Source organism: Micromonospora andamanensis, from assembly GCF_016863495.1.
Taxonomy (GTDB): domain Bacteria; phylum Actinomycetota; class Actinomycetes; order Mycobacteriales; family Micromonosporaceae; genus Micromonospora; species Micromonospora andamanensis.
This window is the reverse complement of sequence record NZ_BOOZ01000011.1, coordinates 114,037-137,556: the sequence shown is the minus strand read 5'-3', so window position 1 is coordinate 137,556 and position 23,520 is coordinate 114,037. Positions and strand designations below refer to the sequence as shown.

18 protein-coding genes and 1 tRNA gene are annotated in these 23,520 nt (G+C 71.4%); 2 read left to right on the top strand and 17 right to left on the bottom strand.

Translation table 11 applies throughout. The features are described 5' to 3' along the window. Positions 1–247 precede the first annotated feature (247 nt). A tRNA-Asn gene (locus tag Van01_RS11895) sits at positions 248–320 on the bottom strand. A 274-nt stretch (positions 321–594) separates the two neighbouring features. On the opposite strand from Van01_RS11895, the gene Van01_RS11890 reads away from it, so the two are divergent. Both Van01_RS11890 and Van01_RS11885 read left to right on the top strand, forming a co-directional pair. Further along, on the top strand, positions 595–978 hold the full coding sequence (locus tag Van01_RS11890; RefSeq protein WP_204005793.1) for a hypothetical protein: 384 nt from the start codon (positions 595–597) through the stop codon (positions 976–978). Positions 979–1,148: 170 nt separating this feature from the next. Continuing rightward, positions 1,149–2,327, top strand: coding sequence for an ROK family transcriptional regulator (locus Van01_RS11885; protein ID WP_204005791.1), 1,179 nt, complete (start codon positions 1,149–1,151; stop codon positions 2,325–2,327). A 125-nt stretch (positions 2,328–2,452) separates the two neighbouring features. On the opposite strand, the gene Van01_RS11880 is transcribed toward Van01_RS11885, so the two are convergent. The 16 genes from Van01_RS11880 to Van01_RS11805 all read right to left on the bottom strand — a co-directional run bounded on the left by Van01_RS11880 (position 2,453) and on the right by Van01_RS11805 (position 23,516). Then, complete coding sequence (locus Van01_RS11880) at positions 2,453–3,460, bottom strand: sugar phosphate isomerase/epimerase family protein (RefSeq protein ID WP_204005789.1); 1,008 nt, start codon at positions 3,458–3,460, stop codon at positions 2,453–2,455. Between the two features lie 249 nt (positions 3,461–3,709). Beyond that, a complete protein-coding gene (locus Van01_RS11875) occupies positions 3,710–5,428 on the bottom strand; it encodes a ThuA domain-containing protein (protein WP_204005787.1) in 1,719 nt (572 codons plus the stop codon). Between the two features lie 77 nt (positions 5,429–5,505). After that, entirely contained in the window at positions 5,506–8,346 is a 2,841-nt protein-coding gene (locus Van01_RS11870; protein WP_204006169.1) for a carbohydrate-binding protein, read from the bottom strand. A gap of 274 nt (positions 8,347–8,620) precedes the next feature. Then, entirely contained in the window at positions 8,621–9,688 is a 1,068-nt protein-coding gene (locus tag Van01_RS11865) for a polyprenyl synthetase family protein (protein WP_204005785.1), read from the bottom strand. Next, positions 9,685–11,073, bottom strand: a complete 1,389-nt coding sequence (locus Van01_RS11860) for an alkaline phosphatase family protein (protein ID WP_204005783.1) — start codon at positions 11,071–11,073, stop codon at positions 9,685–9,687. Before Van01_RS11860 ends, Van01_RS11865 begins: the two co-directional genes overlap by 4 nt. Next, positions 11,070–12,293: a metabolite traffic protein EboE gene (gene eboE / locus Van01_RS11855; RefSeq protein ID WP_204005781.1), complete on the bottom strand. Its 1,224-nt coding sequence runs from the start codon at positions 12,291–12,293 to the stop codon at positions 11,070–11,072. The genes Van01_RS11860 and eboE overlap by 4 nt, the downstream gene beginning before the upstream one ends. After that, positions 12,293–13,144 (bottom strand): TatD family hydrolase, encoded by an 852-nt coding sequence (locus Van01_RS11850; RefSeq protein WP_204005768.1) that lies wholly within the window; start codon positions 13,142–13,144, stop codon positions 12,293–12,295. Before Van01_RS11850 ends, eboE begins: the two co-directional genes overlap by 1 nt. After that, a complete protein-coding gene (locus Van01_RS11845) occupies positions 13,144–13,761 on the bottom strand; it encodes an EboA domain-containing protein (protein WP_204005759.1) in 618 nt (205 codons plus the stop codon). Before Van01_RS11845 ends, Van01_RS11850 begins: the two co-directional genes overlap by 1 nt. A gap of 71 nt (positions 13,762–13,832) precedes the next feature. Beyond that, a complete protein-coding gene (locus tag Van01_RS11840) occupies positions 13,833–14,738 on the bottom strand; it encodes a sugar phosphate isomerase/epimerase family protein (RefSeq protein ID WP_204005751.1) in 906 nt (301 codons plus the stop codon). Beyond that, positions 14,735–15,640 (bottom strand): SCO3242 family prenyltransferase, encoded by a 906-nt coding sequence (locus Van01_RS11835; protein WP_204005750.1) that lies wholly within the window; start codon positions 15,638–15,640, stop codon positions 14,735–14,737. The genes Van01_RS11840 and Van01_RS11835 overlap by 4 nt, the downstream gene beginning before the upstream one ends. Beyond that, positions 15,624–16,784, bottom strand: coding sequence for an inositol-3-phosphate synthase (locus Van01_RS11830; protein ID WP_204005748.1), 1,161 nt, complete (start codon positions 16,782–16,784; stop codon positions 15,624–15,626). The genes Van01_RS11835 and Van01_RS11830 overlap by 17 nt, the downstream gene beginning before the upstream one ends. A gap of 501 nt (positions 16,785–17,285) precedes the next feature. After that, the gene (locus Van01_RS11825) at positions 17,286–18,461 is read right to left on the bottom strand and encodes a Gfo/Idh/MocA family protein (RefSeq protein WP_373306248.1); all 1,176 of its coding nucleotides are present in this window, start codon (positions 18,459–18,461) and stop codon (positions 17,286–17,288) included. A gap of 54 nt (positions 18,462–18,515) precedes the next feature. Beyond that, the gene (locus tag Van01_RS11820) at positions 18,516–19,568 is read right to left on the bottom strand and encodes a substrate-binding domain-containing protein (protein ID WP_204005737.1); all 1,053 of its coding nucleotides are present in this window, start codon (positions 19,566–19,568) and stop codon (positions 18,516–18,518) included. 89 nt (positions 19,569–19,657) lie between these two features. Beyond that, a complete protein-coding gene (locus Van01_RS11815) occupies positions 19,658–20,764 on the bottom strand; it encodes an ABC transporter permease (RefSeq protein ID WP_204005736.1) in 1,107 nt (368 codons plus the stop codon). Next, complete coding sequence (locus Van01_RS11810; RefSeq protein ID WP_239099011.1) at positions 20,761–22,341, bottom strand: sugar ABC transporter ATP-binding protein; 1,581 nt, start codon at positions 22,339–22,341, stop codon at positions 20,761–20,763. The genes Van01_RS11815 and Van01_RS11810 overlap by 4 nt, the downstream gene beginning before the upstream one ends. Then, positions 22,338–23,516, bottom strand: coding sequence for an ROK family transcriptional regulator (locus Van01_RS11805; protein WP_099850545.1), 1,179 nt, complete (start codon positions 23,514–23,516; stop codon positions 22,338–22,340). Before Van01_RS11805 ends, Van01_RS11810 begins: the two co-directional genes overlap by 4 nt. Between the last annotated feature and the right edge of the window lie 4 nt (positions 23,517–23,520).

Sequence of the window (23,520 nt, the reverse complement as noted above, 5' to 3'; positions counted from 1 at the left end):
GGCGTGCCGCGCAACCACGGCGGGGCGCGCGGCGGCCTCGGATGGTCGCAGCTCTGCCGAGCCGATCTTCCAGTTTCCGGACATCCCACCCACCGGCTGTCGTCGCAGGATCGACGCGCACCAGCGTAGACGCGTCGGCCGGGTGCCGCCCGCTGAAGCCCGGCGTCGCGCCGGCCGGCCTGATCTGGTGGGGACACGAGTGACGCCCACCGGAACGGGCCGGTGGGCGTCGTGGTGAGGAAGGAGGCTCCCCCGTTTGGACTCGAACCAAAAACCTGCCGGTTAACAGCCGGCTGCTCTGCCAATTGAGCTACGGGGGACTGCAACAACGCCCGGAACGGATCGCTCCGCACCCGCGCCGGGCACAAGAGTACAGGACGGCGGGGGGTGTTGGTCCAGGGGGTTCATCGGCCACCACCGAGCGACCTGGCGGCCGTTTACCGGACAAATCGTCATCCTGGCACAAGGAGGTATGAGCGGAGAGCAGGATGGGTAGTTAGCTGCCGACGACAGGACGCAGGCGCGAATCGGTAGGTCCCGCCGCCCGGCTTCCGGGAGCGGGACGACGGCGCGTCAGGTACGAAAGGAGCCGCCATGCGCGGAAAGATCATGTTCCTTGGCGGGCTGGCTGCAGGGTTCGTCCTGGGCGCCCGTGCCGGCCGGGAGAAGTACGAGGAGTTGGTGGTCCGGGGCCGCAAGGTGCTCGACCACCCGACCGTCCAGGAGGCGGCCGGGGTCGCGCAGGCCCAGGCCAACCGTCTCTACCACGAGGGTAGGGACAAGCTCGGCAACTCCAAGCTGGGCGAGAAGCTGAGCTCCAACGGCAAGGAGGGGCTGACCCCCGCCGACGACACGTTCGCCGGCACGCCGGCCACCGCCGGCACCAAGTCGGGTTCCGGCTCGTCGAGCTCCGGTTCGACGTCCGCCACCCCCCGCAGCAAGCCGTCCAGCTCGGGAGCCAACGGCAGCACGCTCTGAGCACCCCCGGACGGGCCCGGCCATCGACATCGGTGGCCGGGCCCGTCCGTACGCCCGCCCGGCTGAGGGTCGGGTGGGTCGGACGCCACGACAGGCGTTGACGGGTCCGCTCACGGCCGGCCACCGGCTTGAAACACCGCCGTGGAAGACTCCGCACGGAGGTGGTGGCGATGGCCCTGGTCCGGCCGGAGAATTCGCAGCAGGCACGGCTGGTCCGGTTGCTGCGGGACGAGGGGCCCCGCTCCCGGGTGGAGCTGGGCGACCTGCTGGGCCTGTCCCGGACGGCCCTCACCACCGAACTGGACCGACTCGTCGCCCGTGGGCTGGTCGAGACCGCCGGCCCGGCGGCCTCCCGCGGTGGACGCCGCTCGTCGTTGCTCCGCCTCTCCGGCGGGGTGCGCTTCGCCAGCGTGGTGGTCGCCACGAACCGGGTCACCGTCGCGCTCACCGACGGCGAGCTGAACGTGCTGGCCGAGACGAGCGAGGCGGCGGAGGTACGCGACGGTCCGGAGCCGGTGATCGGCCGGGCCGTCGAGCTCGTCGACAAGCTCCGCGCTGAGCTGGGCGTCGCCGAACTCACAGGCGTCGGCGTCGCCCTTCCGGGGCCGGTCGACGGCGGTTCCTCAACCGCACCTGCGGTGCTGCCCCGTTGGCAGCGCTTTCCGGTCCGGGACGCGTTCGCCGCCGAGCTGGGCTGCCCGGTGCTCGTCGACAACGACGCGAACGTGCTCGCCCTGGGCGAGCGGCACGCCGGCATCGGCCGGACCGTCGAGGACTTCCTCTACCTGAAGCTCGGTACGGCGATCGGCTGCGGGCTGGTGCTCGGCGGATCGCTCTACCGGGGCGCGACGAGCAGCGCCGGCGACATCGCGCACCTACCGCTCGGCGAGGAGGGGCCGCCCTGTGCCTGCGGGGAGGCCGGTTGCCTCGAGGCGTACTGCGGTGATGCCGGGTTGGTCCGGGCGGCGCTGACGGTCGCCCGGTCGGACCGCTCCCCGGTGCTGGCCGCGCGGCTGGCCGAGGCGGGCACGCTCACCGTCGCGGACGTGGTCGCGGCCGCCACCGCCGGGGATCCGGCCACCCAGGTGCTGGTCCGGGACGCCGCCCGCCGCCTCGGTCGGGTACTTGTCGGCCTGGTCAGCTTCTTCAACCCCGGCATCGTCGTGATCGGCGGGGCACCCGAGGGGCTCGGGCACGTCCTGCTCTCCGAGATCCGGGGGGTGGTCTACCGGCGGTCCGCGCCGCTGGCCACCGGCACCATGCCGATCGTCCTCTCCGACCTGGCCGAGCGGGCCGCTGTGGTGGGCGCGGCCCACCTGGCCAGCGAACACGTCTTCAGCGCCGGCTGACCGGCGCTGCCGCGACGCTCCACGATGCCCGCTGCGGAACCGGGCGGCGGTCGTGGCTGGGGCGCACGCTGGCGGGACGGACGGGCGTCCGGGGGCCGGCCCCCGGCCCCCGGACGCCGTGGTGGTCAGTCCTTGCTGCTGAACGCCGCGTCGAAGGCGGCGGACGGTGCGTCGAAGGCGAGCCGGCGGACGAACTGGAGCGCCTCCGGGGCACCGACCAGCCGGTCCATCCCGGCGTCCTCCCACTCGACGGAGATCGGCCCGGAGTACCCGATGGCGTTCAGCGCCCGGAAGCAGTCCTCCCAGGGCACGTCGCCGTGGCCGGTCGAGACGAAGTCCCAGCCCCGGCGCAGATCCGCCCACGGCAGGTGCGAGGCCAGCCGGCCACGGCGGCCGTCGCCGGTACGCACCTTGGCGTCCTTGCAGTCGACGTGGTAGATCCGGTCGGCGAAGTCGAAGATGAAGTTGACCGGGTCGAGCTCCTGCCAGACGAAGTGCGACGGGTCCCAGTTCAGCCCGAAGGCAGGCCGGTTTCCGATCGCCTCCAGGGTCCGCTTCGTCGTCCAGTAGTCGTACGCGATCTCGCTGGGGTGCACCTCGTGGGCGAAGCGCACCCCGACCTCGTCGAAGACGTCGAGGATCGGGTTCCACCTGTCGGCGAAGTCCTGGTAGCCGCGCTCGATCATGGCCGGCGGCACCGGCGGGAACATCGCCAGGGTGTGCCAGATCGACGACCCGGTGAAGCCGACGACGGTATCCACGCCGAGTTTCGCCGCCGCGCGGGCGGTGTCCTTGATCTCCTCGGCGGCCCGCTGGCGTACCCCTTCGGGCTCGCCGTCGCCCCAGATCCGGGCGGGCAGGATGCCCTGGTGCCGCTCGTCGATCGGGTGGTCGCAGACCGCCTGGCCGACCAGGTGGTTGGAGATGGTGAAGACCTGGAGGTTGTGCTTGGCGAGCGTCTCCCGCTTGCGTTCGATGTACGACTCGTCGGCCAGGGCCTTGTCCACCTCGAAGTGGTCGCCCCAGCAGGCGATCTCCAGGCCGTCGTAGCCCCACTCGGCGGCGAGCCGGCACACCTCCTCGAACGGAAGGTCGGCCCACTGGCCGGTGAACAGCGTGATCGGTCGCGCCATGTGTCCTATTCCCCTGTCGTGTTGGGGATTCCGTTACCTGCGGGACCGGGGCGAGGGATGACCGGGTGTGGACGGCCCCGACGATGTACCGGTGGACGCGGTCGCGCCTGGGGCCGACGGGTTGCGCCTCCCGCCGACTCACCGGCCACCTCGCGGTCGCCGTCCCTCACTCTAGGCGGGCGGCGGGCGGTACGAAAGAGCCCCGGTGCGACGGGGTGACCGTCGCACCGGGGCGGTCAACCTGTTCGGTTACGGCAGCACCCAGCGCTGGTTGGCGTTGTTGTGGCAGGTCCACAGGTGCACGGCCTGCCCGTCCGCGGAACTGTTGTTCGACACGTCCAGGCACTTGCCCGAGTTCGGGTTGCGCAGCGTGCCGTTGGACTGCGCCGACCAGTTCTGCGCCCCACTGCCGTTGCAGGTCCAGAGCTGGATCTTCGTGCCGTCCGCGGACCCGGCACCGTTGACGTCCAGGCACTTGCCCAACGCCCGGATCGTCGAGTTCGGCGTCACCGTCCAGGTCTGCGCCGCGCCACCGTTGCAGGTCCAGATCTGGATCTGCGTGCCGTCGGCCGAGGAGCCGTTACGCACGTCCAGACACTTGCCGGCCAGTCCGGTGATCCGACCGGTCCGGTCACCGCCGGGCGGCGGGTTCGTGCCGCCGAGTTCCTTGATCCGGATGTTGCGGAACGAGACGTCGTCGCCGGTGCCGTGGTTCTGGATGCCGATGTGCCCGGCGAGCGACCGGACCGGGTCGGTGTTGGTGAAGTCGTTGATCTTCGAGCCGTTCAGGAAGACCTGGAGACGTTCCCCCTCCACCAGCAGCTCGTAGGTGTTCCACTCCCCCGCCGGGTTCAACGCGGCGTCCCGGGCGGCGAGGTCGGCGGCCTTGAAGCCGTAGACCGCGCCGGTGGTCCGGTCGGCGGCGTCGGTGGGGTCGATCTGCACCTCGTAGCCGTTGTTGATGGCGGAGTTCGGGTCACTCGACGGTGGGAAGCCGATGAAGACGCCTGAGTTGTCGTCGCCGGCCACCCGCCAGTCGAGCTTCAGGGAGTAGTTGGTGAACTGCTTGGCGCTGTGCCAGAACAGCCCCATCCCGCCCACCGAGGTCAGCGTGGCGTCGGAGTTGCTGAAGCTGCCCGGACCGGCCTGGGACCAGCCGTTCGTCGAGCCGTTGTAGAGGGAGGTGTAGCCGGTCTCCGGCCGGCAGTCGGCCTTGGTGCGGCCGGCCGCGTACCGGATGCCGCCGAGCAGGTGCGCCCGGAAGGCCGGCTCGGAGTACGACGCCTGGGTGTGGCCGCCGCCGGTGTAGAAGGACCGGCCGCCGTTGTACGTCTTGCACCAGGCGATCGGGTGGTCGGCGCCCATCACACCGCCGGAGTACGTCGACTCGTTGAGGTTCGCCAGCACCCGCGCGTTGGCCCGGGGGTTGCTCTGGAAGTCGTACCACTCGTCGGTGCGTACCCAGTTCTGCGGCAGGTGGGCGGTGGCCGCGTGGGCGCGGTTCTCCACCCGGACGGTGGCCTGCTGGATGGCCGGGTGGGAGCGGAAGTACGCGCCGACCAGGTTGCCGTAGAAGGACCAGCCGTATTCGGTGTCGGCGGCGGAGTGCACGCCGACGTAGCCGCCGCCGGAGCTGATGTACGACTCGAAGGCGCTCTGCTGGCTGGCGTTGAGCACGTCGCCAGTGGTGTTGAGGAAGATCACCGCTTCGTACTGGGCCAGGTTGCCGGTGGTGAAGGCGGCGGCGTCCTCGGTGGCGGCGACGGTGAAGCTGTTCGCCGCGCCCAGGTCCCGGATGGCCTGGGTGCCCACTGCTATGGAGTCGTGCCGGAAGCCGGCCGTCTTGGAGAAGACCAGCACGTCGTACGGGGCGTCGGCGGCGCTGGCCGGGGTGGCCGGGGTGGTGCAGGCGAGGACGGCGAGGGCGGCGGTGGCCAGGCCGACAGTGGCTCGGAGGAGTTTTCGCATCTAGCTCTCCCAACGATCGTTGTGTCAGGAGGGGCCCCTTACCAACACTAGGCGTTGACGTGGGGCCCCTCCTCGGATCAGGGCAGGACCCAGCGCTGGTTGGCGTTGGTGTGGCAGGTCCACAGGTGCACGGCCTGCCCGTCGGCGGAACTGTTGTTCGACACGTCCAGACACTTGCCCGAGTTCGGGTTGCGCAACGTGCCGTTGGACTGCGCCGACCAGACCTGCGCGACGCCGCCGTTGCACGTCCACAACTGGATCTTGGTACCGTCCGCCGAGGCGGCGGCGTTGACGTCCAGGCACTTGCCCAACGCCCGGATCGTCGAGTTCGGCGTCACCGTCCAGGTCTGCGCCGCGGTGCCGTTGCAGGTCCAGATCTGGATCTGCGTGCCGTCGGCGGTGGCCGCGTCGCGCACATCCAGGCACTTACCGCCAAGCCCGGTGATCGGACCGGTTCTGGTGGTGCCACCACTGCCGGTGGTGAAGGAGAACGAGTCCAGGTCGTAGAGGTGGCCGGTGCCCGAACCGGCGAAGGTCAGGTACAGCGTGGTGGTGCCGGTGGGCGGGTTGGTGATGGTGCCGGTGACAGTGGTGAAGGTGTCCCAACCGCCGGTGACCGGCACTGTCGCCGAGCCGAGCACCGTGCCGGTGGCCGAGCCGGCCCGCACCTGGAGGGTGCCACCGGCGCCGGCCGACGAGACCCGGGCGCTGAACGAGGTGGCGTTGCCGATCCGGTACGGCTCGAACGCGATCCAGTCACCGTTGTTGATGTTGCCGACGGTCCGGCCGCCCTCGGCTGTCGCCTTGTCGAACGGGTCGACGCCGGAGGCGCTCTTGTAGTGCTCCGCCTGCCGCTTGCGCGGCTGGAGGGTGTGCTGGGTGTGCGTGGTCAGGCCGCCGGCATCGGTGTACTCGGCGTCGAAGATGCCGAAGATGTTGGCGGCGTCGTCGTGTTCACCGTCGACCGGCACGGCGATCGAGCCGGAACAGCCGTTCTGCGAGGTGATCTGGTGACCGTGGTTGTCGTGGCCCAGCACGTATGTCATCTTGACCTTGGAACAGTCGATGGTGCCGTCCTCCGGATCGGTCACCGTGATGCTGAACGGCACGGTGTCGCCGAAGCTGAACAGCTGGCCGTTGCCGGGGCTGTTGATGGTGACCGTCGGGGCGGTGTTGCCGACCCCGATCCGTACGCTCGCCGTACCTGTGGCGCCCTGCGGGTCGCGTACGGTCAGGGTGGCGGTGTAGTTGCCGTTGGCGTTGTACGTCTTGGTCGGGTTCGCCGCCGTCGAGGTGGTGCCGTCACCGAACGCCCACGAGTAGGTGAGCGCCCCACCCTCCGGATCGGACGACCCGGCCGAGGAGAAGTTCACAGTCAACGGGGCGACGCCCGAGGTCCGGTTCGCCGAGGCCACAGCCGTCGGAGCCCGGTTGCCGCCGCCGACGTAGTCGTAGCGGTACAGGGCGGAGTTGGCATCACCGTTGTAGAAACCGGTGCCGTAGTCCAGCACGTAGAGCGCGCCGTCCGGACCGAACGCCATGTCCATGACCTGCTTGCCGTTCCACGGGAAGGACCCGTCGATGCTGGCGATGGAGCCGTTCGCGTTCATGTGGATCGGCTTGATCCAGCCCCTGCCGAACTCACCGGCGAAGAACAGCCCGTCGAAGCTCTGCGGCCACTTGGTGGCCGAGTTCAGCGCGGCGTCGTACCGGTAGACCGGGCCAGCCATCGGCGACTCGGAACCGCTGCCGAACTCCGGCGGGCTGCCGGCGTCGCCGGCGTAGCGGATCCAGGACGGCTTGGCGGCCGGCAGGGTGGTCAGGCCGGTGTTACGGAACGAGTTGTTCGTCGCGCCGCCGGTGCAGTTGTACTTCGCTCCGGCGGTGTTGTTGGCGAAGTTCCACTCGGCGTACGTCTCGTTGCTGGTGTTGGTGCCGGTGCAGTACGGCCAGCCGTAGAAGCCGGGCGAGGTGATCCGGTTGAACTCCACCTGACCGCTGGGACCGCGCGCGGAGGTGGAACCCGAGTCCGGCCCGTAGTCGCCGACGTAGACCACACCCGTGGCCTTGTCGACGCTCATCCGGAACGGGTTGCGCAGCCCCATCGCGTAGATCTCGGGCCGGGTGCCGGCCGTGCCCGGGGCGAACATGTTGCCGGCCGGGATCGAGTACGAACCGTTGGCGTTGACCTTGATCCGCAGGATCTTGCCGCGCAGGTCGTTGGTGTTCGCCGCGCTGCGCTGCGCGTCGTACGCCGGGTTGCGGTTGGTCCGCTCGTCGATCGGTGAGTAGCCGCCGGAGTCGAAGGGGTTGGTGTCGTCGCCTGTGGACAGGTACAGGTTGCCCGCGGCGTCGAAGTCGATGTCGCCGCCGGCGTGGCAGCACATGCCCCGGTCGGCGGCGACGTCGAGGACGTCGACCTTGCTGGACTGGTTGACCGTGAAGTCGGCGTTGAGGGTGAACCGGGACAGCCGGTTGACGCCCTGCCAGGCGGACCAGCTGGTGCCGGTGGCCGGGGCGTCGCCGCTCGGGGTGGACAGCGGCGGGGCGTAGTAGAGGAAGATGTGCCGGTTGGTGGCGAAGTTCGGGTCGACCCCGACGCCCTGCAACCCGTCCTCGTCGTGGGTGTAGACCGGGATGTTGGCGATCACCGAGGTGTTGCCCGCGGCGTCGGTGCGACGCAACGTGCCGTTGCGGGCGGTGTGCAGAACCGATCGGTCCGGCAGCACCGCGATGCTCATCGGTTCACCGACCTCGGCCAGCCCCTTGGCGAGGGTGACCTGCTGGAAGTCGCTGGCGACGATCGGATGGGCGAGAGCCGGGGCCGGGCCGGCGACGGCCACGGTGCCGGCTGTGACGACGAGGAGCAGCGCTGAGGCGCTTGTGGACCACCGTGCGGGGTGGTGGGTGGTACGCATGGTGGACATGGCTGTGCTGTCCCTTCCTGACGAGTGCTCTGCCAGGGCGGGGCGCGCGCCGTCGCGCCGGATGCCGTAGCGGGAGGTGCCGAGGGGGGTGCCGCGCCGCCGGTTCACCTCGACGAAACATGTTGGTCCTAGCGACGACACTAAACGTCATACGTTGATGTGTCTATATCTTCTGCCCGCCGGATGCCGACTTTCGTCAGATCGGTCAAAAGCCGTACGGGAGGGCTCCGGCGCGACAGCGCTCAGCACCGCCGGTCAATGGCACTCAGCACTGTCGGTCGATGGCCTGGGCGGCCAGCTCGATCAGGGCGGTCCGGCTCTCCGCGGCCAGCTCTGTGTGTTCCAGCGCCGCCAGCCCGGCCTCGGCGCGGACCTGGATCATCTGCTCGATCTTCCGACGGGCACCGGTGCTCTCGATGATCTCGCGCAGCTCGGCGGCGCCCTCCGCGTCCAGGTCGGGATTGCCGAACAGCTCACGTAGCCGGGCACCCTGTGCCCGGTCGGCGGCGTCGCGGGCCAGCGCCATCATCACCGTCGGCTTGCCCTCACGGAGGTCGTCAAGCACGGACTTGCCGGTGACCGCCGGGTCGCCGAAGACCCCCAGCACGTCGTCGCGCAACTGGAAGGCGTCCCCGAGCGGGTCGCCGAACTCGGCGAGGGTGTCCAGCAGCTCGGCGGGCGCGCCCGCCAACGCGGCGCCGATCTGCAACGGTCGGGTGACCGTGTAGCGGGCCGCCTTCATCCGGATCACCGTGAGCGCGCTGGCCACCGAGCCGTCGCCCACCCCGGACACCAGGTCGAGGTACTCCCCCGCGATCACCTCGGTCCGCATCAGCGCGAACACGGCGTACCCCTGGTGCACCTGCTCGGGGCTCAGCCCGCACTCGTGGAACATCTGGTCCGACCAGGCGGCGCAGAGGTCACCGCAGAGCAGGGCGGTGTTGCGCCCGTACGCCTCGGGGTCACCCCGCCAGGACGAGCGGGTGTGCAGGTCGGCGAAGATCCGGTGCACCGACGGCTCGCCCCGGCGGCGGTCGCTGCCGTCCAGGATGTCGTCGTGGATCAGCGCGAAGGCATGGAACAGCTCCAGCGCGGCGGCAGCGGCCACGATCGGCGTGCCGTCCCGGCCGCCCGCGCCCCGCCAGCCCCAGTAGCAGAAGAGGGGACGCAGACGCTTGCCCCCGGCCAGCACGAACCGGTGCAGCGTGGTGAAGACGCCCCGCGGCGCGCCGTCCGGCCAGTCCGGATCCTGCCGGTCGAGGAACGCGGTCAGCTCGGCGTCGAAGCGGGCCCGCAACCCTGCGGCATCGACAGGTGCCTCGGCGACAGTCACCGCCCCTCCAACCCGGCCAGCTCCAGCAGCAGCCCCTTCACCTCCGTGGCGGCTATCCGGTCCCGGGCCATCGACGCGTCGGAGCAGAGCAGCACCGGCCCGTCGGCCGGATCGGTGGGCAGCCGTCCGTGTGAACCTCGCACCGCCCGCGCGCCGGCAGCCAACCCGACGACGCTCATCAGGTACCGCATGCCGAGCTTCTTGCGGGCCAGCGCCACCCCGGCACGGCGCTTCGCCGCGCCCGGCGCGGCCGGGTCGAAGAACAGCTCCGCCGGGTCGTACCCGGGCTTGCGGTGGATCTCCACAAGCCGGGCGAAGTCAGGCGCGCGGGCGTCGTCGAGCCAGTAGTAGTACGTGAACCAGGCGTCCGGCTCGGCCACCAGCACCAGCTCACCGGCGCGCTCGTGGTCCAACCCGTGGGCCGCCTTGTCCTCGGCGTCGAGCACCTCGGCCACCCCGGGCAGACCGGCGCACAGCTTAGCCACCGCCGGTACGTCCGCCGGGTCACGCACGTACACGTGGGCGATCTGGTGGTCGGCGACCGCGAACGCCCGCGAGGTCCACGGGTCCAGGTACTCCATGCCCGCCTGGGTGTGCACCCGCAGCAGCCCCTCGGCGCGCAGCAGCCGGTTGACGTCCACCGGCCGGGACACCTCGGTGATGCCGTACTCCGACAGCACCACCACCGTCGCGTCACGGCCCTGCGCGGCGTCCAGCAGCGGAGCGAGCACGCCGTCCAGCTCCGCCGCCGCGGTAGCGGCCTGAGGTGATGACGGGCCGAAGCGTTGCAGGTCGTAGTCCAGGTGCGGAACATAGACCAGGGTCAGGTCGGGCGACTGCTCGGCGAGGATCTGCTCGGCCGCCCGGCAGATCCAGCGCGACGACGGCAGGCCCGCGCCCGGCCCCCAGTAGGTGAAGAGCGGGAAGGTGCCGAGCCGGTCGGTGAGCGCGTCGTGCAGCTGCGGCGGGTCGGTGTAGCAGTCCGGTTCCTTACGACCGTCGGCGTAGTAGACCGGGCGCGGGGTGACCGTCCAGTTCACGTCCGCGCCCATCGCGTACCACCAGCAGACGTTCGCCACCGTGTAGCCGGGCCGGGTCCGGCGCGCCGCCTCCCACAGTTTCTCCCCGCCGACGAGCGCGTTGTGCTGCCGCCAGAGCAGCACCTCGCCGAGGTCCCGGAAGTACCACCCGTTGCCGACGATGCCGTGCTCGGCGGGGAGGGCTCCGGTGAGGAAGGTCGACTGCACCGAGCAGGTCACCGCGGGCAGCACCGTGCCCAGCTCGGCGCGGAACCCGGAGTCGGCGACCGCGCGTAGCCGGGGCATGTGCGCCAGCAACCGGGGGGTCAGCCCCACCACGTCCAGCACCACCACTTGTCGACTCATGCTGGTACCGCCGTTCCGGTCGGGGTCAGCCCGAGAGCGACGAGTTCGTCCCGGGTGAAGGCCAGCTCGGCGGCGATGCCGGCGGCCAGCTCCGCGTCGGTGCTCGGCCGTCGTGCCGCCGGCAGCACCCCCCAGGTGTACGTCTCGACGTCCAGGTGGTCGCAACCGGCATCGGCACCGGCGAAGAGCGCGGCCAGCGCGGCGCGCAGCACCGGCAGGGTCGAGGCCAACGGTGGTTCGGGCGGAGCGTGCAGTGGCACGTGGTAGTGCACCCGCCACGGCCCGGGCAGCGCGGCGTCGAGGGCGGCGTCGAGGTCGTCCGCCGCCCAGCTCGGATCGGCCGGATCGGCGGCTGTCGGCCCGTCGGCAGGCCCGGCACCTGTCGCGGCGGCGCAGGCGGCGGTACGGGTCTGGTGCAGGAACCGTGGCTCGACCCAGCGGCGCAGCGCGGCGGCGTCGCCGCCGGGATCGGCCGCCTCCAACGCGGCGGACACCTGCACCTTCACCACCGGCAGGCCGGCGGTGGCCAACCGCTCCAGGGCGACTGCGGGTTCCTCCCAGGCACAGGCGAGGTGGGCCAGGTCCAGGCAGATCCCGAGCCGGTCGTTGTCCATTCCGGACAGCGCGGTGACGGCCTGCGAGGTGCTCTCCACCACGCAGCCCGGCTCCGGTTCGAAGCCGACCCGCACCGGCCGGCCGGTGTCCCGCTCGACGGCGGCGAGTCCGGCGGCGAGCCTGTCGAGCTGGCGGCGGGCGGCGTCCGCACGGGCGTGGTCCCACGGCGCGCGCCAGGCCAGCGGCAGGGTGGAGATCGAGCCGCGGACCGCGTCGTCGGGCAGCAGGTCGGCCAGGACCCGGGCCAGGTCGAGGGTGTACCCGAGCCGGTCGTCGGTGGTCCAGTCCGGCCGGTACACGTTTCCCTTGACCACGAGCGCCTGGAAGGCCGCGTACGGAAAGCCGTTGAGGGTGACCACCTCCAGCCCGCGTACGGTCAGCTCGGTGTGCAACCGACGGCGGGCGACCGGGTCGGCGGCCAGTTCGGCGGCGACCGGGGCGGCCAGCCACAGGCCCAGCCCGAGCGGGTCGGCACCGAGCGTCTCGCGGATCGGCACCGCGTAGGTGTCCAGTTGGGCGACGATTCCGGCGAGATCCTCGGCCGGATGCACGTTCGTGCAGTATCCGAGGTGGACGGTGCGCCCACCGGTGTGGCGCAGCCGCATCAGCTGCCGCCGCGCAGGATCGAGTTGCCGGCGAAGGTCGGCTCGGTGAGGTCGTCGTCGGTCAGGTCGAGCCGCCCGGACTGCCCGTAGAACTCGACCGGGTTGCGCCAGAGCACCCGGTCGACGTCGTCGTCGGTGAAGCCGGCGAGCAGCATCGCCTCGCCTGTCGCCCGGGTCAGCAACGGATCGGAGCGCCCCCAGTCGGCGGCCGAGTTGACGAGCATCCGGTCGGTCCCGTACGCCTTGAGCAGCTCGACCATGCGCGGCGGCGACATCTTGGTGTCCGGATAGATGGAGAAGCCGAGCCAGCAGCCGGTGTCGCGGACCAGTTTCACGGTCATCTCGTTGAGGTGGTCGAGCACCACCCGCTCCGGCGCGATGCCGGACTCGGCGACCACCGCCAGGCTGCGCTCGACACCTCGGACCTTGTCCCGGTGCGGGGTGTGCACCATGGCCGGCAGGTCGTGCGCCACGGCCAGGGCGAGCTGGGCGGCGAAGACGTCGTCCTCCTCGGGCGTCATCGAGTCGTATCCGATCTCGCCGACCGCCACCACACCGTCCTTCTCCAGGTAGCGGGGCAGCTCGTCGAGCACCGGCCGGCAACGCCTGTCGTTCGCCTCCTTCGGGTTCAGCGCGATCGTGGCGTGATGACGGATGCCGAACTGCCCGGCCCGGAAGGGTTCCCACCCGACAAGCGAGTCGAAGTAGTCGGTGAACGAGCCGACGCTCGTGCGCGGCTGCCCCAGCCAGAACGCCGGTTCCACCACCGCCCGGACGCCGGCGGCGGCCATCCGCTCGTAGTCGTCCGTGGTGCGGGACGTCATGTGGATGTGCGGGTCGAAGATCCGCATCACACCTCCCTGGGCTCGGGCTGGCTGGCGGCGGTGAGCCGGTCCAGCAGTTCGGTGGCGTCGGCGGGCATGCTCCGACCGGCGGCCCGACGCTCGGCGGCCAACGCGGCGAGCATCGCCGCCAGTTCCCCGTCCGCGCGGGCGTCGAGGTCGGCCACCGCCGCCAGTGGCACGCCTGTGAAGACGCACTTGAGCACCGCCTGCCGCCAGGCTGGCGGGTCGAGCTGCCGGGCGTACGGGCCGAGCGCCGCGGCGACCAGCCGGGTGTCGTTGGTGCGGATCGCGTCGTGCAGCAACGGCACCCCGGCCGCACCTATCGGCAGCAGCGGCAGGGCCTTGAGCACCGCCCGCTTCTCCGCGGCGTCCCCGGTGCGGTAGAGCGTCTCGGCCTGGCCGGCGTGATCGGCGGGCAGGCTGGCCAGCAGCAGCGCCCGGGCCGCCTCGTCGGCGGTCCAACCGGGCAGGTCGGGCAGGTCGTCGCGACCGCAGCGGCGGCCGACCGCCGGGAAGAATCGCGCGATGGTCGCGGGTTCGGCCGCGACGCGGTCCAGGGCCGTCGCCAACCAGTCCGGATCGGGTACGCCCCGCAGGGCCGCCCGCAGCTCGTCCACTGTCATCGCGTCTCCTCCCTGGTCCGCCGCCGTCGGTGGCGGTGGCGGTGGTACCGCTCACGCCCCTTTGCTCTGCTTCACTCCACGCGTCGGTCGTTGTCCGGATGGCGGACACCTGGTGGTGCGCGTTCGGCGGTGCGGAGGAAGTCCAGCGAGTGGGCGGCGACCGTGGGAGCGGCGTGCGAGTGACGGGGCAGCTCGACCGCCACCAGGCCCCGGTAGCCGATCTCGCGCAGCGCGGCCAGCACCGGCGGGAAGTCGATCTCGCCGGTGCCGAACTCCAGATGTTCGTGCACGCCCCGCCGCATGTCGTCGATCTGCACGTTGACCAGGTGCGCGGCGACATCACGGACGCACTCGGGCACCGGCAGCGACTCCAGGCAACGGCAGTGTCCGATGTCGAGGGTGATGCCCAGGCGGGCCGGCGAGCCGAGGGCGGTGTGCAGTCGACGCCAGTCGGCGATGTTCTCGACGAGCATCCCCGGCTCCGGCTCGAAGCCCAACGTCACCCCGACGGCCTCGGCTGCCTCGACCACTGTGGCGCAGCCGGTGACCAGGCGGTCCCAGGCCACTGCCGGCGTGACCGACTCCGGGCGGACGCCGGCCCAGAACGAGACCGCCTCGGCACCGAGGTCCGCGCCGATCGCCACCGCCCGGCGCAGGAACTCGATCCGCAGCGTCGGGTCGTCGTGCAGCAGCGTCGGGGCGTGCTTGTGCCAGGGGTCCAGCAGGAACCGCGCGCCGGTCTCGATCACCAGCCCGAGGCCGAGTTCGGCGAGCCGGCGCGCGACGGCGTCGACCCGTCGCGCCAGCTCGGGCGCGAACGGATCGAGGTGGTCATGGTCCAGGGTGAGCGCGACACCGGCATAGCCGAGGTCGGCGACAACCGCTAGCGCGTCGTCGAGGCGGTGGTTGGCGAAGCCGTTGGTGCCGTACCCGAACCGCAGCGCGTCGGGGGGCGGGGCGGTGCCGGCGGCCGTCATGTCGGCGAGACCTTCCGGGCCAGGCGTCGACCCAGCGGCGCGGCAGCCGCCACCGCCAGCCCGAGCAGGCCGGACCCGGTGCGGGCGGTGAGCGCTCCCTGCAACGCGGGCAGGCCGGTGATGCCGGCGCCGACGGCCGAGCGGACCCGCGCGGCTGTGGGTTCGGCCGCCACCCGCGCCTGTGCGCCGCCGTAGCGGGCGGCGTACCAGGCGGCGAGCACAGCGGGCAACGCCGCCGCCACCGTGTCCACGGCCCGCCGCGCACCGGACCGGGCGACGTCCGCCGCCGGCGGCCGGCCGGGCGGCAGCCCGGCGCTCGCCGCGACGAGTGCGGTGCCGGCGAGGGTACGCAGCGGCAGAGCGCGGTCGGCACCGCTGACCTCCCGGCGGGACAGCGCGGTGACGGTCCAGGTGTGCGCGGCGACGGTGACCGCCGCCGGCAACGCCCGGACGGTGCGGCCTCCGGCGGCACCGAGCAGCACGTCCAGACCTCGACAGGTGGCCATCACGGCGGGTCCGGCGGCGGTGTTCTTGGCCGCGAGGTCGTACCCCCAGACGGCGGCGGCCAACGGCAACGCCACGGCGGTGGCCCGCCGGCCCCCGGCGGCGGCGGCGAGCCCGACACCGGCGACGGTGAGGCCGGCGGCGAGGCCGACCGCCACGCCGGGGGTGACCCGGCCGCTCGGTATCGGCCGCTCGGGGCGCTCGACGGCGTCCAGCTCACGGTCGGCCCAGTCGTTGGCGGCCATGCCGGCCCAGTACAGCAGCACCGACGCGGCGGCGAGGGCGGGGGTACGCCGTCCGAGGGCACCCGCCGCGGCGGCACCGGCGACCACGTCTCCGGGTACCGAGAGCGCGGCCGGGGCACGGACCAGTTCGGCCAGGTCAGCCACGCGCGGCATCGGCGCCTCCGGGGTCCAGGCTGCCGGCGAACGCGCACAGCCGGGTCCACTGGTCGGCAAGCGAGTGGGTCGCGGTGCCGAGCGGATCCTTGAAGAAGAAGGCGAGGTCGTGCAGCGGCCCGCTGCGGCCGGCGGCGTGCGCGGCGGCGGTGAGTCGGGCCAGGTCGAGCACGAGCGGGGCGGCCAGCGCCGAGTCGCAGCCGTGCCAGGTGAACTCCAGCCGCATCCCGGTGCCCAGGAACCCGGCGAAGGTGATCAGATCCCAGGCGGTCTTGAAGTCACCGAGTTCCTCGACGTATCCGATCCGGGTGTCGCCCTGCGGCAGGTAGCCGAGCGTCTCCCCGAGCACCCGTTGCTTGCTGCGCACCTTTGCCGCGTTGGCGTCGGGGTCGGCCAAGGTGGCGCCGTCGCCGCCGCCCAGCAGGTTCAGCCCGGACCAGGACCGGACGGTGAGGTGGCGCATCGCGAACATCGGGGCGAGCACCGACTTGAGCAGGGTCTCCCCGGTCTTGCCGTCGTGGCCGGCGTACGGCACGCCGTGGCGGTCGGCGAGCGCGGTAAGCGCCGGCAGCCGCAGACCCGTCGACGGGGTGAAGTCGACGTACGCGCAGTCCGCCGTGACGGCCGCAAACGCGTACAGCGAGCTGGGCGGCAGCACCTCGTCGGGACCGGCGAGGGCGGCCCGCAGCGCGTCCGGTTCGGCGTGCCCGGGATGCGGGCGGGGGGCCGGTTCGGTGGCGGCGACGTTCACCACCACCACCCGGGCGAGCCCGTGCCGCTGCCGGAAGGTGGTGAGGTCGCGGACGATCTCGGCGGCCCGGTCGGCCTGGGTCCCGGCGGTCGGCGCGGGGCGCAGCTCCGGTTCCACGGCGGCCAGTTCCTCGGACAGCGCGGCGACCAGGCGGGCCGGCAGCACCCCGGCGTCAGCGAGCGCCTCGGCGCGCTTGGCGATCGGGGTGGCGACCACGTCGTGGCCGCCGAAGACCAGGTCGCCGAAGCCCGGCAGAGCGGGGCTGTTGACCCCGGGCAGTTCGGTGACGCAGCCGGTCGGCCCGGTGAGCCCGGCGCGCAGCGCGAGCGCCCCGACGATGCTGGTGGTCGCGACCGAGCCACGTACACCCACCAGCCAGACACCTGTACGCATAGCGCTCCTTCCGGTGTCCATAAACCGACATGCATCGATTGAATCTTGATATCAGGAAAAAGCTGAAAAAGATACGGGTTAGACCGATGCGCCCCGTCCGCCGCCCGTTCCGGTGGGTAATCGCCGGCCGACGCCGAGGTCGGCGGCGACGACGTCGGCCCGGCGTACCGGATGGGCGGACGGACGGGGCTGGCAGGCAGGGACAGTCGGCGTCTCGCCCCTGCCTCCCCCGCATCCGGCCCGGTCAGGACGACGATGTCCCGATCGGACGACTCGTCGGACGCGGTCCGCCTGGCGGCGGGAGTCTCCAGGTGGACGGTCAGTGAACTTGTCGGTGGGCGGCGGCCCTCCGGTGCTGCCGGGGAATCCCGGTCCGGCGGCACCGGAGGAACCGCATTGCTCGTGCCGCCGGTCGCCCGGCGACACGACCTCCGGACCCGACCCGTACCGGCCACGGGGCGCAACCGTGGCCGGCCCTCGCCGGTCGACTCCGCAGGTGGTTCAGGCGGCGGCCGTCGCCAGCGACGGCTCCACCTCGGTCCAGGACGAACCCAGGTCGGCCGAGCGGGTCACCGCGTCCAGCACCAGCTGCACCTGCAACGCCTCGGCGAACGAGGGCGACGGGTCGACGCCTGTCGCCACCGCCTCGATGAAGTCGCGCATCTGGTGCGTGAAGGAGTGCTCGTACCCGATGATGTGTCCCGGCGGCCACCAGGCCGACAGGTACGGGTGCTCGGCCTCGGTCACCAGGATCCGGTTGAAGCCCTGTTCGGCGGCGGGCCGGGTGGCGTCGAGGAACTCCAGCTCGTTGAGCCGTTCCAGGTCGAAGGCGACACTGCCCAACGATCCGTTGATCTCCACGCGGAGCGCGTTCTTCCGGCCGGTGGCGAACCGGGTCGCCTCGTACGTGGCAAGTGCCCCGCCGTCGAGACGGGCCACGAAGATCGCCGCGTCGTCGACGGTGACCTGACCGGTGGCGGCACCGGCCCCGTCGGCCTGTGCCGCCAGCCCGCTCGACTCGGCCGGCAACGGCCGCTCCTTGACGAACGTCTCGGTCACCGCGCTGACCCCGCTGATCCGCTGTCCGGTGACGTACTGGGTCAGGTCGATGATGTGCGCGCCGATGTCGCCCAGCGCGCCGGAGCCCGACACCTCCTTGCGGAGCCGCCAGACCAGGGGGAACTGCGGGTCCACGATCCAGTCCTGCAGGTAGACGGCCCGGACGTGCCGGATCTCGCCGAGCCGCCCGTCGGCGATGAGCTGGCGCATCAGCGCCACCGCGGGCACCCGCCGGTAGTTGAAACCGCACATCGACCGCGCCCCGCCGGCCTGGGCGGTGGCTGCCGCGGCGGCCATCTCCCGGGCCTCGGCGACCGTGTTGGCCAACGGCTTCTCGCACAGCACGTGCTTGCCCGCGGCGAGCGCGGCCAGCGCGATCTCCGCGTGGCTGTCGCCCGGTGTGCAGATGTCGACCACGTCGATGTCCGGGCGGTTTACCAGTTCCCGCCAGTCGGTGGTGTGCTCCTCCCAGCCGAGCCGGTCGGCGGCGTCAGCCACCTTCCCGGGATCCCGGCCACAGACGAGCGCCATCCGGGCCCGCGCCGGCAGGTCGTACACCCGGTTCACGGTGCGCCACGCCTGCGAGTGCGCGGCTCCCATGAACGCGTAGCCGACCATGCCGACCCGCAGTTCGTTGTTTGTCGTGGACAAGGTGGGTCTCCCCCCGTTGTGTCAGAACCCGAGCTTGAGGTAGTCGCCCGCGTTCTCCTTGGTGATCGTTTCGGAGGCGAGGACGATCTCCTTGGGAACCTGGAGTTCCACCAGGTCGGACATGCCCCTGCTCTGGCCGATGAGGCGGGCCAGCGAGATCGCCGAGGACGCCATCGACGGGCTGTAGGTCACCGTGGCCTTGAGCACCGTGTTGTCGGCCTGGATGTCCTCCATCGCCTTCTTCGAGCCGGCGCCGCCGACCATGAAGAACTCGGTGCGGCTGGCCTGGCTGATCGCGGCCAGCACACCGATGCCCTGGTCGTCGTCGTGGTTCCAGATCGCGTCGATCTTCGGCTCGGCCTGCAGGAGCTGGCTCGCCTCCTGCTGGCCGGAGTCCGCGGTGAATCGCGCCGCGCGGCGGTTCTTCACCTTCAGGCCGTGCTGGGCCAGGGTGTCGTTGAAACCCTTCGTACGCTCCTGGGTCAGCTCCAACTCGTCCATCCCGGCGATCTCGGCGATCACCGGGTTGCTCACGCCCTTGGCCTTGAGCTGCTCGACGATGAAGGTGGCGGCGGAGACGCCCATGCCGTAGTTGTCGCCCTTGATCTGCAGGCGGTACGCCTTGGCGTCCGGGAAGGCCCGGTCCAGGTTGACCACCGGGATGCCGGCCGCCATCGCCTCCAGCCCGAACGAGTTGAGCTCCTTGCCGTCGTGCGGCAGCAGCACGATCACGTCGGGCTTCTGCGAGATCAGGGTGGACAGCGCGGCCCGCTGGGCCGCCGCGTCCGCGCCCGCCTCGACCGTCTTGAACTCCACGTCGGAGTACGCGGCGGCCTGCGACTTGGCGTTGTTGGTGATCGCGGCGATCCAGCCGTGGTCGGCGGCCGGCGCGGAGAAGCCGATGGTCACCTGCTTGCCGGGCTCGGCGTTGGCGTTACCGTCGGCCGCCTTGGTCTGCGCCTCGGTCGGGGTCTGCTCGTTGCTTGTACAACCGGCGAGCAGTACGCCGGCGCCGACGGCCGCCCCGCCGAAGAGCAGCCGGCGCCGCGACATGTCGCGACTGTGCTGGGTCATGACGACCTCCTGGTTATTCAGTGATGGGGATTTTGGGTGTACGAGGCCCGGCCACCGTCGGTTGCGCGGGTGGCCCGGATGGAGCGTGGTCAGCTCGTGGTGAGCCGGTTACGACGGAAGAACTGGGAGAGACTGCCGAATTGGATCTGCTGGATCAGGACGGCGGCGACGATGATGCCGCCCTTGACCATGTTCTGTGCCTCGGTGGAGAGGCCGTTGATGGCGAAGAGGTTGGTGATGGTGGCGAAGATGATCACACCGAGCAGGGAGCCGACGATGGTGCCCCGCCCGCCGCTGAGCAGCGTGCCACCGATGATCACGGCGGCGATCGCGTCCAGCTCGTAGAGGTTCGCCATCGCCGCCTGGGCCGAGGTGGCCTGCGCGGTGAGCATGATGGCGGCGATGCCGCAGCACAGGCCGGACAGCGCGTACAGCAGCAGGGTGTGCAGCCTGACGTTGATGCCGGCCAGCCGGGCGGCCTCCGGGTTGCCGCCGACGGCGACGGTGCGCCGCCCGAAGGTGGTGCGGTTGAGCAGCACCCAGCCCGCGGCGACCACGGCGGCCAGGATGTAGACAAGCAGCGGAATGCCGAGCAGATCGGTGCTGGCGATGCCGTTGATCGTGCTGTTCTGCGAGATCTGGGTCTGCTTCTGGGAGATCTCGGCGGCCAACCCGCGCGCGGCGACGAGCATGGCAAGGGTCGCGATGAACGGCACCAGCCGCCCGTACGCGATGAGCGTCCCGTTGACCAGGCCGACCGCTATCCCGACGATGATCGCCGTGAAGATCATCCCACCGGCGCCGAAGCTCTGGGTCGCCACAGTGGTGCACCAGACCCCGGCCAGCGCCACGATCGCGCCTACCGAGAGGTCGATACCACCTCCGATGATCACGAAGGTCATCCCGACGGTGACCACGCCGACCACCGAGGCAAGCTTGAGGATGCTGAGCATGTTCGCCCAGACCCAGTCCGGGTTGGAGTACAGGTCCGAGCGGGTCGCCGCACCGATCACGAAGAGGGCCAGCAGCACCCCGATCAGGGCGAGGTTCCGCTTGGCGCCCTCCCCGCCGTCGCCGTGCCACCAGGAGAGCCGACCGACGCCGGCCGCGGCCCGGCCCCCCACCGCCTCGGTCTCGGCCGGGTCCACCGGCGGCGACTGCGCCGGCAGCTTGGTCGTGGGCGGACTATCGGTCATGCCGGTGCGCCTTCCATCAGGGACCCCGCCATGACGAGGTCAAGCACTGTGTCTTCGTCGAGTTCGCCGGCCGGGGCGGTGCGGACGACCCGCCCCTCCCGCATCACCAGCACCCGGTCGGCCAGGCCGAGCACCTCGGGTACCTCGCTGGAGACCAGCAGCACTCCGACGCCCTGGGCCGCCAGCTGCCGGATCACCTGGTACAGCTCGGCCCGGGCACCGACGTCCACCCCTCGGGTGGGTTCGTCGAGCAGCAGCAGCTTCGTGTCGCCGAGCAGCCAGCGGCCGACCACCACCTTCTGCTGGTTGCCGCCGGAGAGCGTGCGGACCGCCCGCCGGACGTCGCGCGGGCGCATCTCCAGGTTCTCGGCGATCCGGTCGGCCTCGGCCCGTTCCCGGGAGGCGTCGGTAAAACCGAAGCGGGCGTAGCGACTGAAAGTGGCGAGGGTGACGTTGCGGTAGATCGGCTCACCGAGCAGCAAAGCCTGGCTCTTGCGCTCCTCGGGGGCCATCCCCATGCCGGCCTTCACCGCCGCGCCGACGCTGCCCGGCCGCAGCGCCCGGCCGGCCATCCGGACCGAACCGGCCTCGGCCGTCCGCGCGCCGTAGATCGTCTCCAGCACCTCGGAGCGGCCGGAGCCGACCAGGCCGGCGATACCGACGATCTCTCCGGCCCGGACGCTCAGTGACACGTCGGCGAACTCGCCGCTTCGGGTCAGCCCGTCGACCTGGAGCAGGTCGTCGCCGACCACCGACTCGGTGGGGCGGTCCGGGAAGACGTACTCGATGGTCCGCCCGGTCATCCGGGAGACCAGGTCGCTTGTCGGAGTCTCACGGGCGGGCAGGTTCGCCGCGGTGGTCCGGCCGTCCTTGAGGACTGTCACCCGGTCGCCGATCTCGCGGATCTCCTCCAACCGGTGCGAGATGTAGATAACCGCGATGCCCTGCGCGGTCAGCTCACGGATGATCCGGAAGAGGTTCTCCACCTCGTCGTGGGCCAGCACCGCGCTCGGCTCGTCCATGATGATCAGTCGGGCCTCGTGGGACAGCGCCCGCGCCATGCTGACCACCTGCTTGCCGGCCGCCGGCAGCGCCCGCACCATCCGGTTGGGTGGGATCTCGGCGTGGCCGAGTCGGCCGAGGATCTGACGGGTCCGGCTCGCCATGTGGCCCCGACGGATGAACCCGAACCGGCGTGGCTCGTGGCCCAGGAAGGCGTTCTCCGCCACGGACAGGTCCTCGACCAGGTCGAGCTCCTGGTAGATGGTGGCGATCCCGCTGCGCATCGCGGCCTGCGGGTTGGCGAAGCTGACCGCCTCGCCGCGCCACTCGACGTGCCCGGAGTCCGGCCGGTGCACCCCGGCGAGCACCTTGATCAACGTGGACTTGCCGGCGCCGTTCTGTCCGAGCAGGCAGTGCACCTCGCCCGCGCGGACCTCCAGTTGCACGCCGTCGAGGGCGCGTACGCCCGGAAAGGTCTTGACCACGTCGGTCAGGCGCAGCACCACCTCGCCGCCTTCGGCGGGCGCCTCGGCCGGCGACACTCCGGTGCCGCTCACCACGTCGTTCCCGGTCATGCCGCCTCCCCGAAGGCCAGGTCGCTGGCGAGTACGGCGGCACCGGCCACACCGGCACGCGGGCCGAGTTCGGAGAGCACCACCGGCAGGTTGCCGGTCGCCAGTGGCAGCGACCGGCGGTACACCACGCTGCGGATCTCGGCGAGCAGGACGTGCCCGAGCTGGGCGAGCCCACCGCCTATCACGATCATCGAGGGGTTGGTGAAGCTGACCAGCCCGGCGAGCACGCCGCCGACCCGTCGTCCCCCCTCGCGGATGAGCTGGATGCAGGTCACGTCCCCCTCGAGGGCGCCGGCGGCGACGTCGAGGGCGCTGACCTCGCCGTTGGCCTCCAGACGTTCGGCCAGGGAGGGCGAGGTGCCGGCCCGTGCGGCGGAGGTCGCGTCCTTGGCCAGTGCCGCCCCGCTGAAGAGTGCCTCCAGGCAGCCGGCGTTGCCGCAGGAGCAGACCGGCCCGTGTGGATCGACCTGGATGTGGCCGATGTCGCCGGCACACCCGTCGGTGCCCCGGTAGACGTCGCCACTGAGGTAGATCCCGCAGCCGATACCGGTGCCGATCTTGACAAAGAGGAAGTCGTCCACCGAGTGGGCCACCCCGCCGTGCCGCTCACCGATGGCCATGATGTTCACGTCGTTGTCGACCACCGCCGGGCAGCCGTGCTCGCGGGTGAGCAGCTCACGCACGGGGAAACGGTCCCAGCCGGGCATGATCGGCGGCGAGACCGGCACTCCGTCGCGGAAGCTCACCGGGCCCGGCACCCCGATGCCCACGGCGTTGAGTCGCTCGTAGACGCCGTCGACCCGGGCCTTGTGCAGCAACTCGTTGACGCGCTGAAGGATCGCCTTGGGGCCGGACCGGATGTCGGCCGCCTCCGCGTACGCCGCCACGGGCTCCAGCCTGCCGTTGACCACCTCGACGTCGATGGAGCTGGCACCGAGATCGACTGCCGCGAAGCGCAGCTCCGGGCTCAGCTCGACGAGCGTCGACCGCCGTCCGCCCCGGGACGCCGCCTTACCTGCCTCCGCCACGTAACCGAGGGCGACAAGTCGCTCCAGCTCGGCGAGCAACCGGGGACGGGGCATCTCCAGTCGGTCGGCGAGTTCGGCCCGCGACAGCGCTCCCTCGTCGCGTAACAACCGCAACAGTCGGACGTGCAGGGGGTCGGCGTTGGGCACGGCT

Bases quoted from the DNA above. Each gene is read 5' to 3' on its own strand.
- Van01_RS11890 (WP_204005793.1), top strand. From the start codon at position 595: ATGCGCGGAAAGATCATGTTCCTTGGCGGGCTGGCTGCAGGGTTCGTC.
- Van01_RS11885 (WP_204005791.1), top strand. From the start codon at position 1,149: ATGGCCCTGGTCCGGCCGGAGAATTCGCAGCAGGCACGGCTGGTCCGG.
- Van01_RS11880 (WP_204005789.1), bottom strand. From the start codon at position 3,460: ATGGCGCGACCGATCACGCTGTTCACCGGCCAGTGGGCCGACCTTCCG.
- Van01_RS11875 (WP_204005787.1), bottom strand. From the start codon at position 5,428: ATGCGAAAACTCCTCCGAGCCACTGTCGGCCTGGCCACCGCCGCCCTC.
- Van01_RS11870 (WP_204006169.1), bottom strand. From the start codon at position 8,346: ATGCGTACCACCCACCACCCCGCACGGTGGTCCACAAGCGCCTCAGCG.
- Van01_RS11860 (WP_204005783.1), bottom strand. From the start codon at position 11,073: ATGAGTCGACAAGTGGTGGTGCTGGACGTGGTGGGGCTGACCCCCCGG.
- eboE (WP_204005781.1), bottom strand. From the start codon at position 12,293: ATGCGGCTGCGCCACACCGGTGGGCGCACCGTCCACCTCGGATACTGC.
- Van01_RS11850 (WP_204005768.1), bottom strand. From the start codon at position 13,144: ATGCGGATCTTCGACCCGCACATCCACATGACGTCCCGCACCACGGAC.
- Van01_RS11845 (WP_204005759.1), bottom strand. From the start codon at position 13,761: ATGACAGTGGACGAGCTGCGGGCGGCCCTGCGGGGCGTACCCGATCCG.
- Van01_RS11840 (WP_204005751.1), bottom strand. From the start codon at position 14,738: ATGACGGCCGCCGGCACCGCCCCGCCCCCCGACGCGCTGCGGTTCGGG.
- Van01_RS11835 (WP_204005750.1), bottom strand. From the start codon at position 15,640: ATGCCGCGCGTGGCTGACCTGGCCGAACTGGTCCGTGCCCCGGCCGCG.
- Van01_RS11830 (WP_204005748.1), bottom strand. From the start codon at position 16,784: ATGCGTACAGGTGTCTGGCTGGTGGGTGTACGTGGCTCGGTCGCGACC.
- Van01_RS11825 (WP_373306248.1), bottom strand. From the start codon at position 18,461: ATGGTCGGCTACGCGTTCATGGGAGCCGCGCACTCGCAGGCGTGGCGC.
- Van01_RS11820 (WP_204005737.1), bottom strand. From the start codon at position 19,568: ATGACCCAGCACAGTCGCGACATGTCGCGGCGCCGGCTGCTCTTCGGC.
- Van01_RS11815 (WP_204005736.1), bottom strand. From the start codon at position 20,764: ATGACCGATAGTCCGCCCACGACCAAGCTGCCGGCGCAGTCGCCGCCG.
- Van01_RS11810 (WP_239099011.1), bottom strand. From the start codon at position 22,341: ATGACCGGGAACGACGTGGTGAGCGGCACCGGAGTGTCGCCGGCCGAG.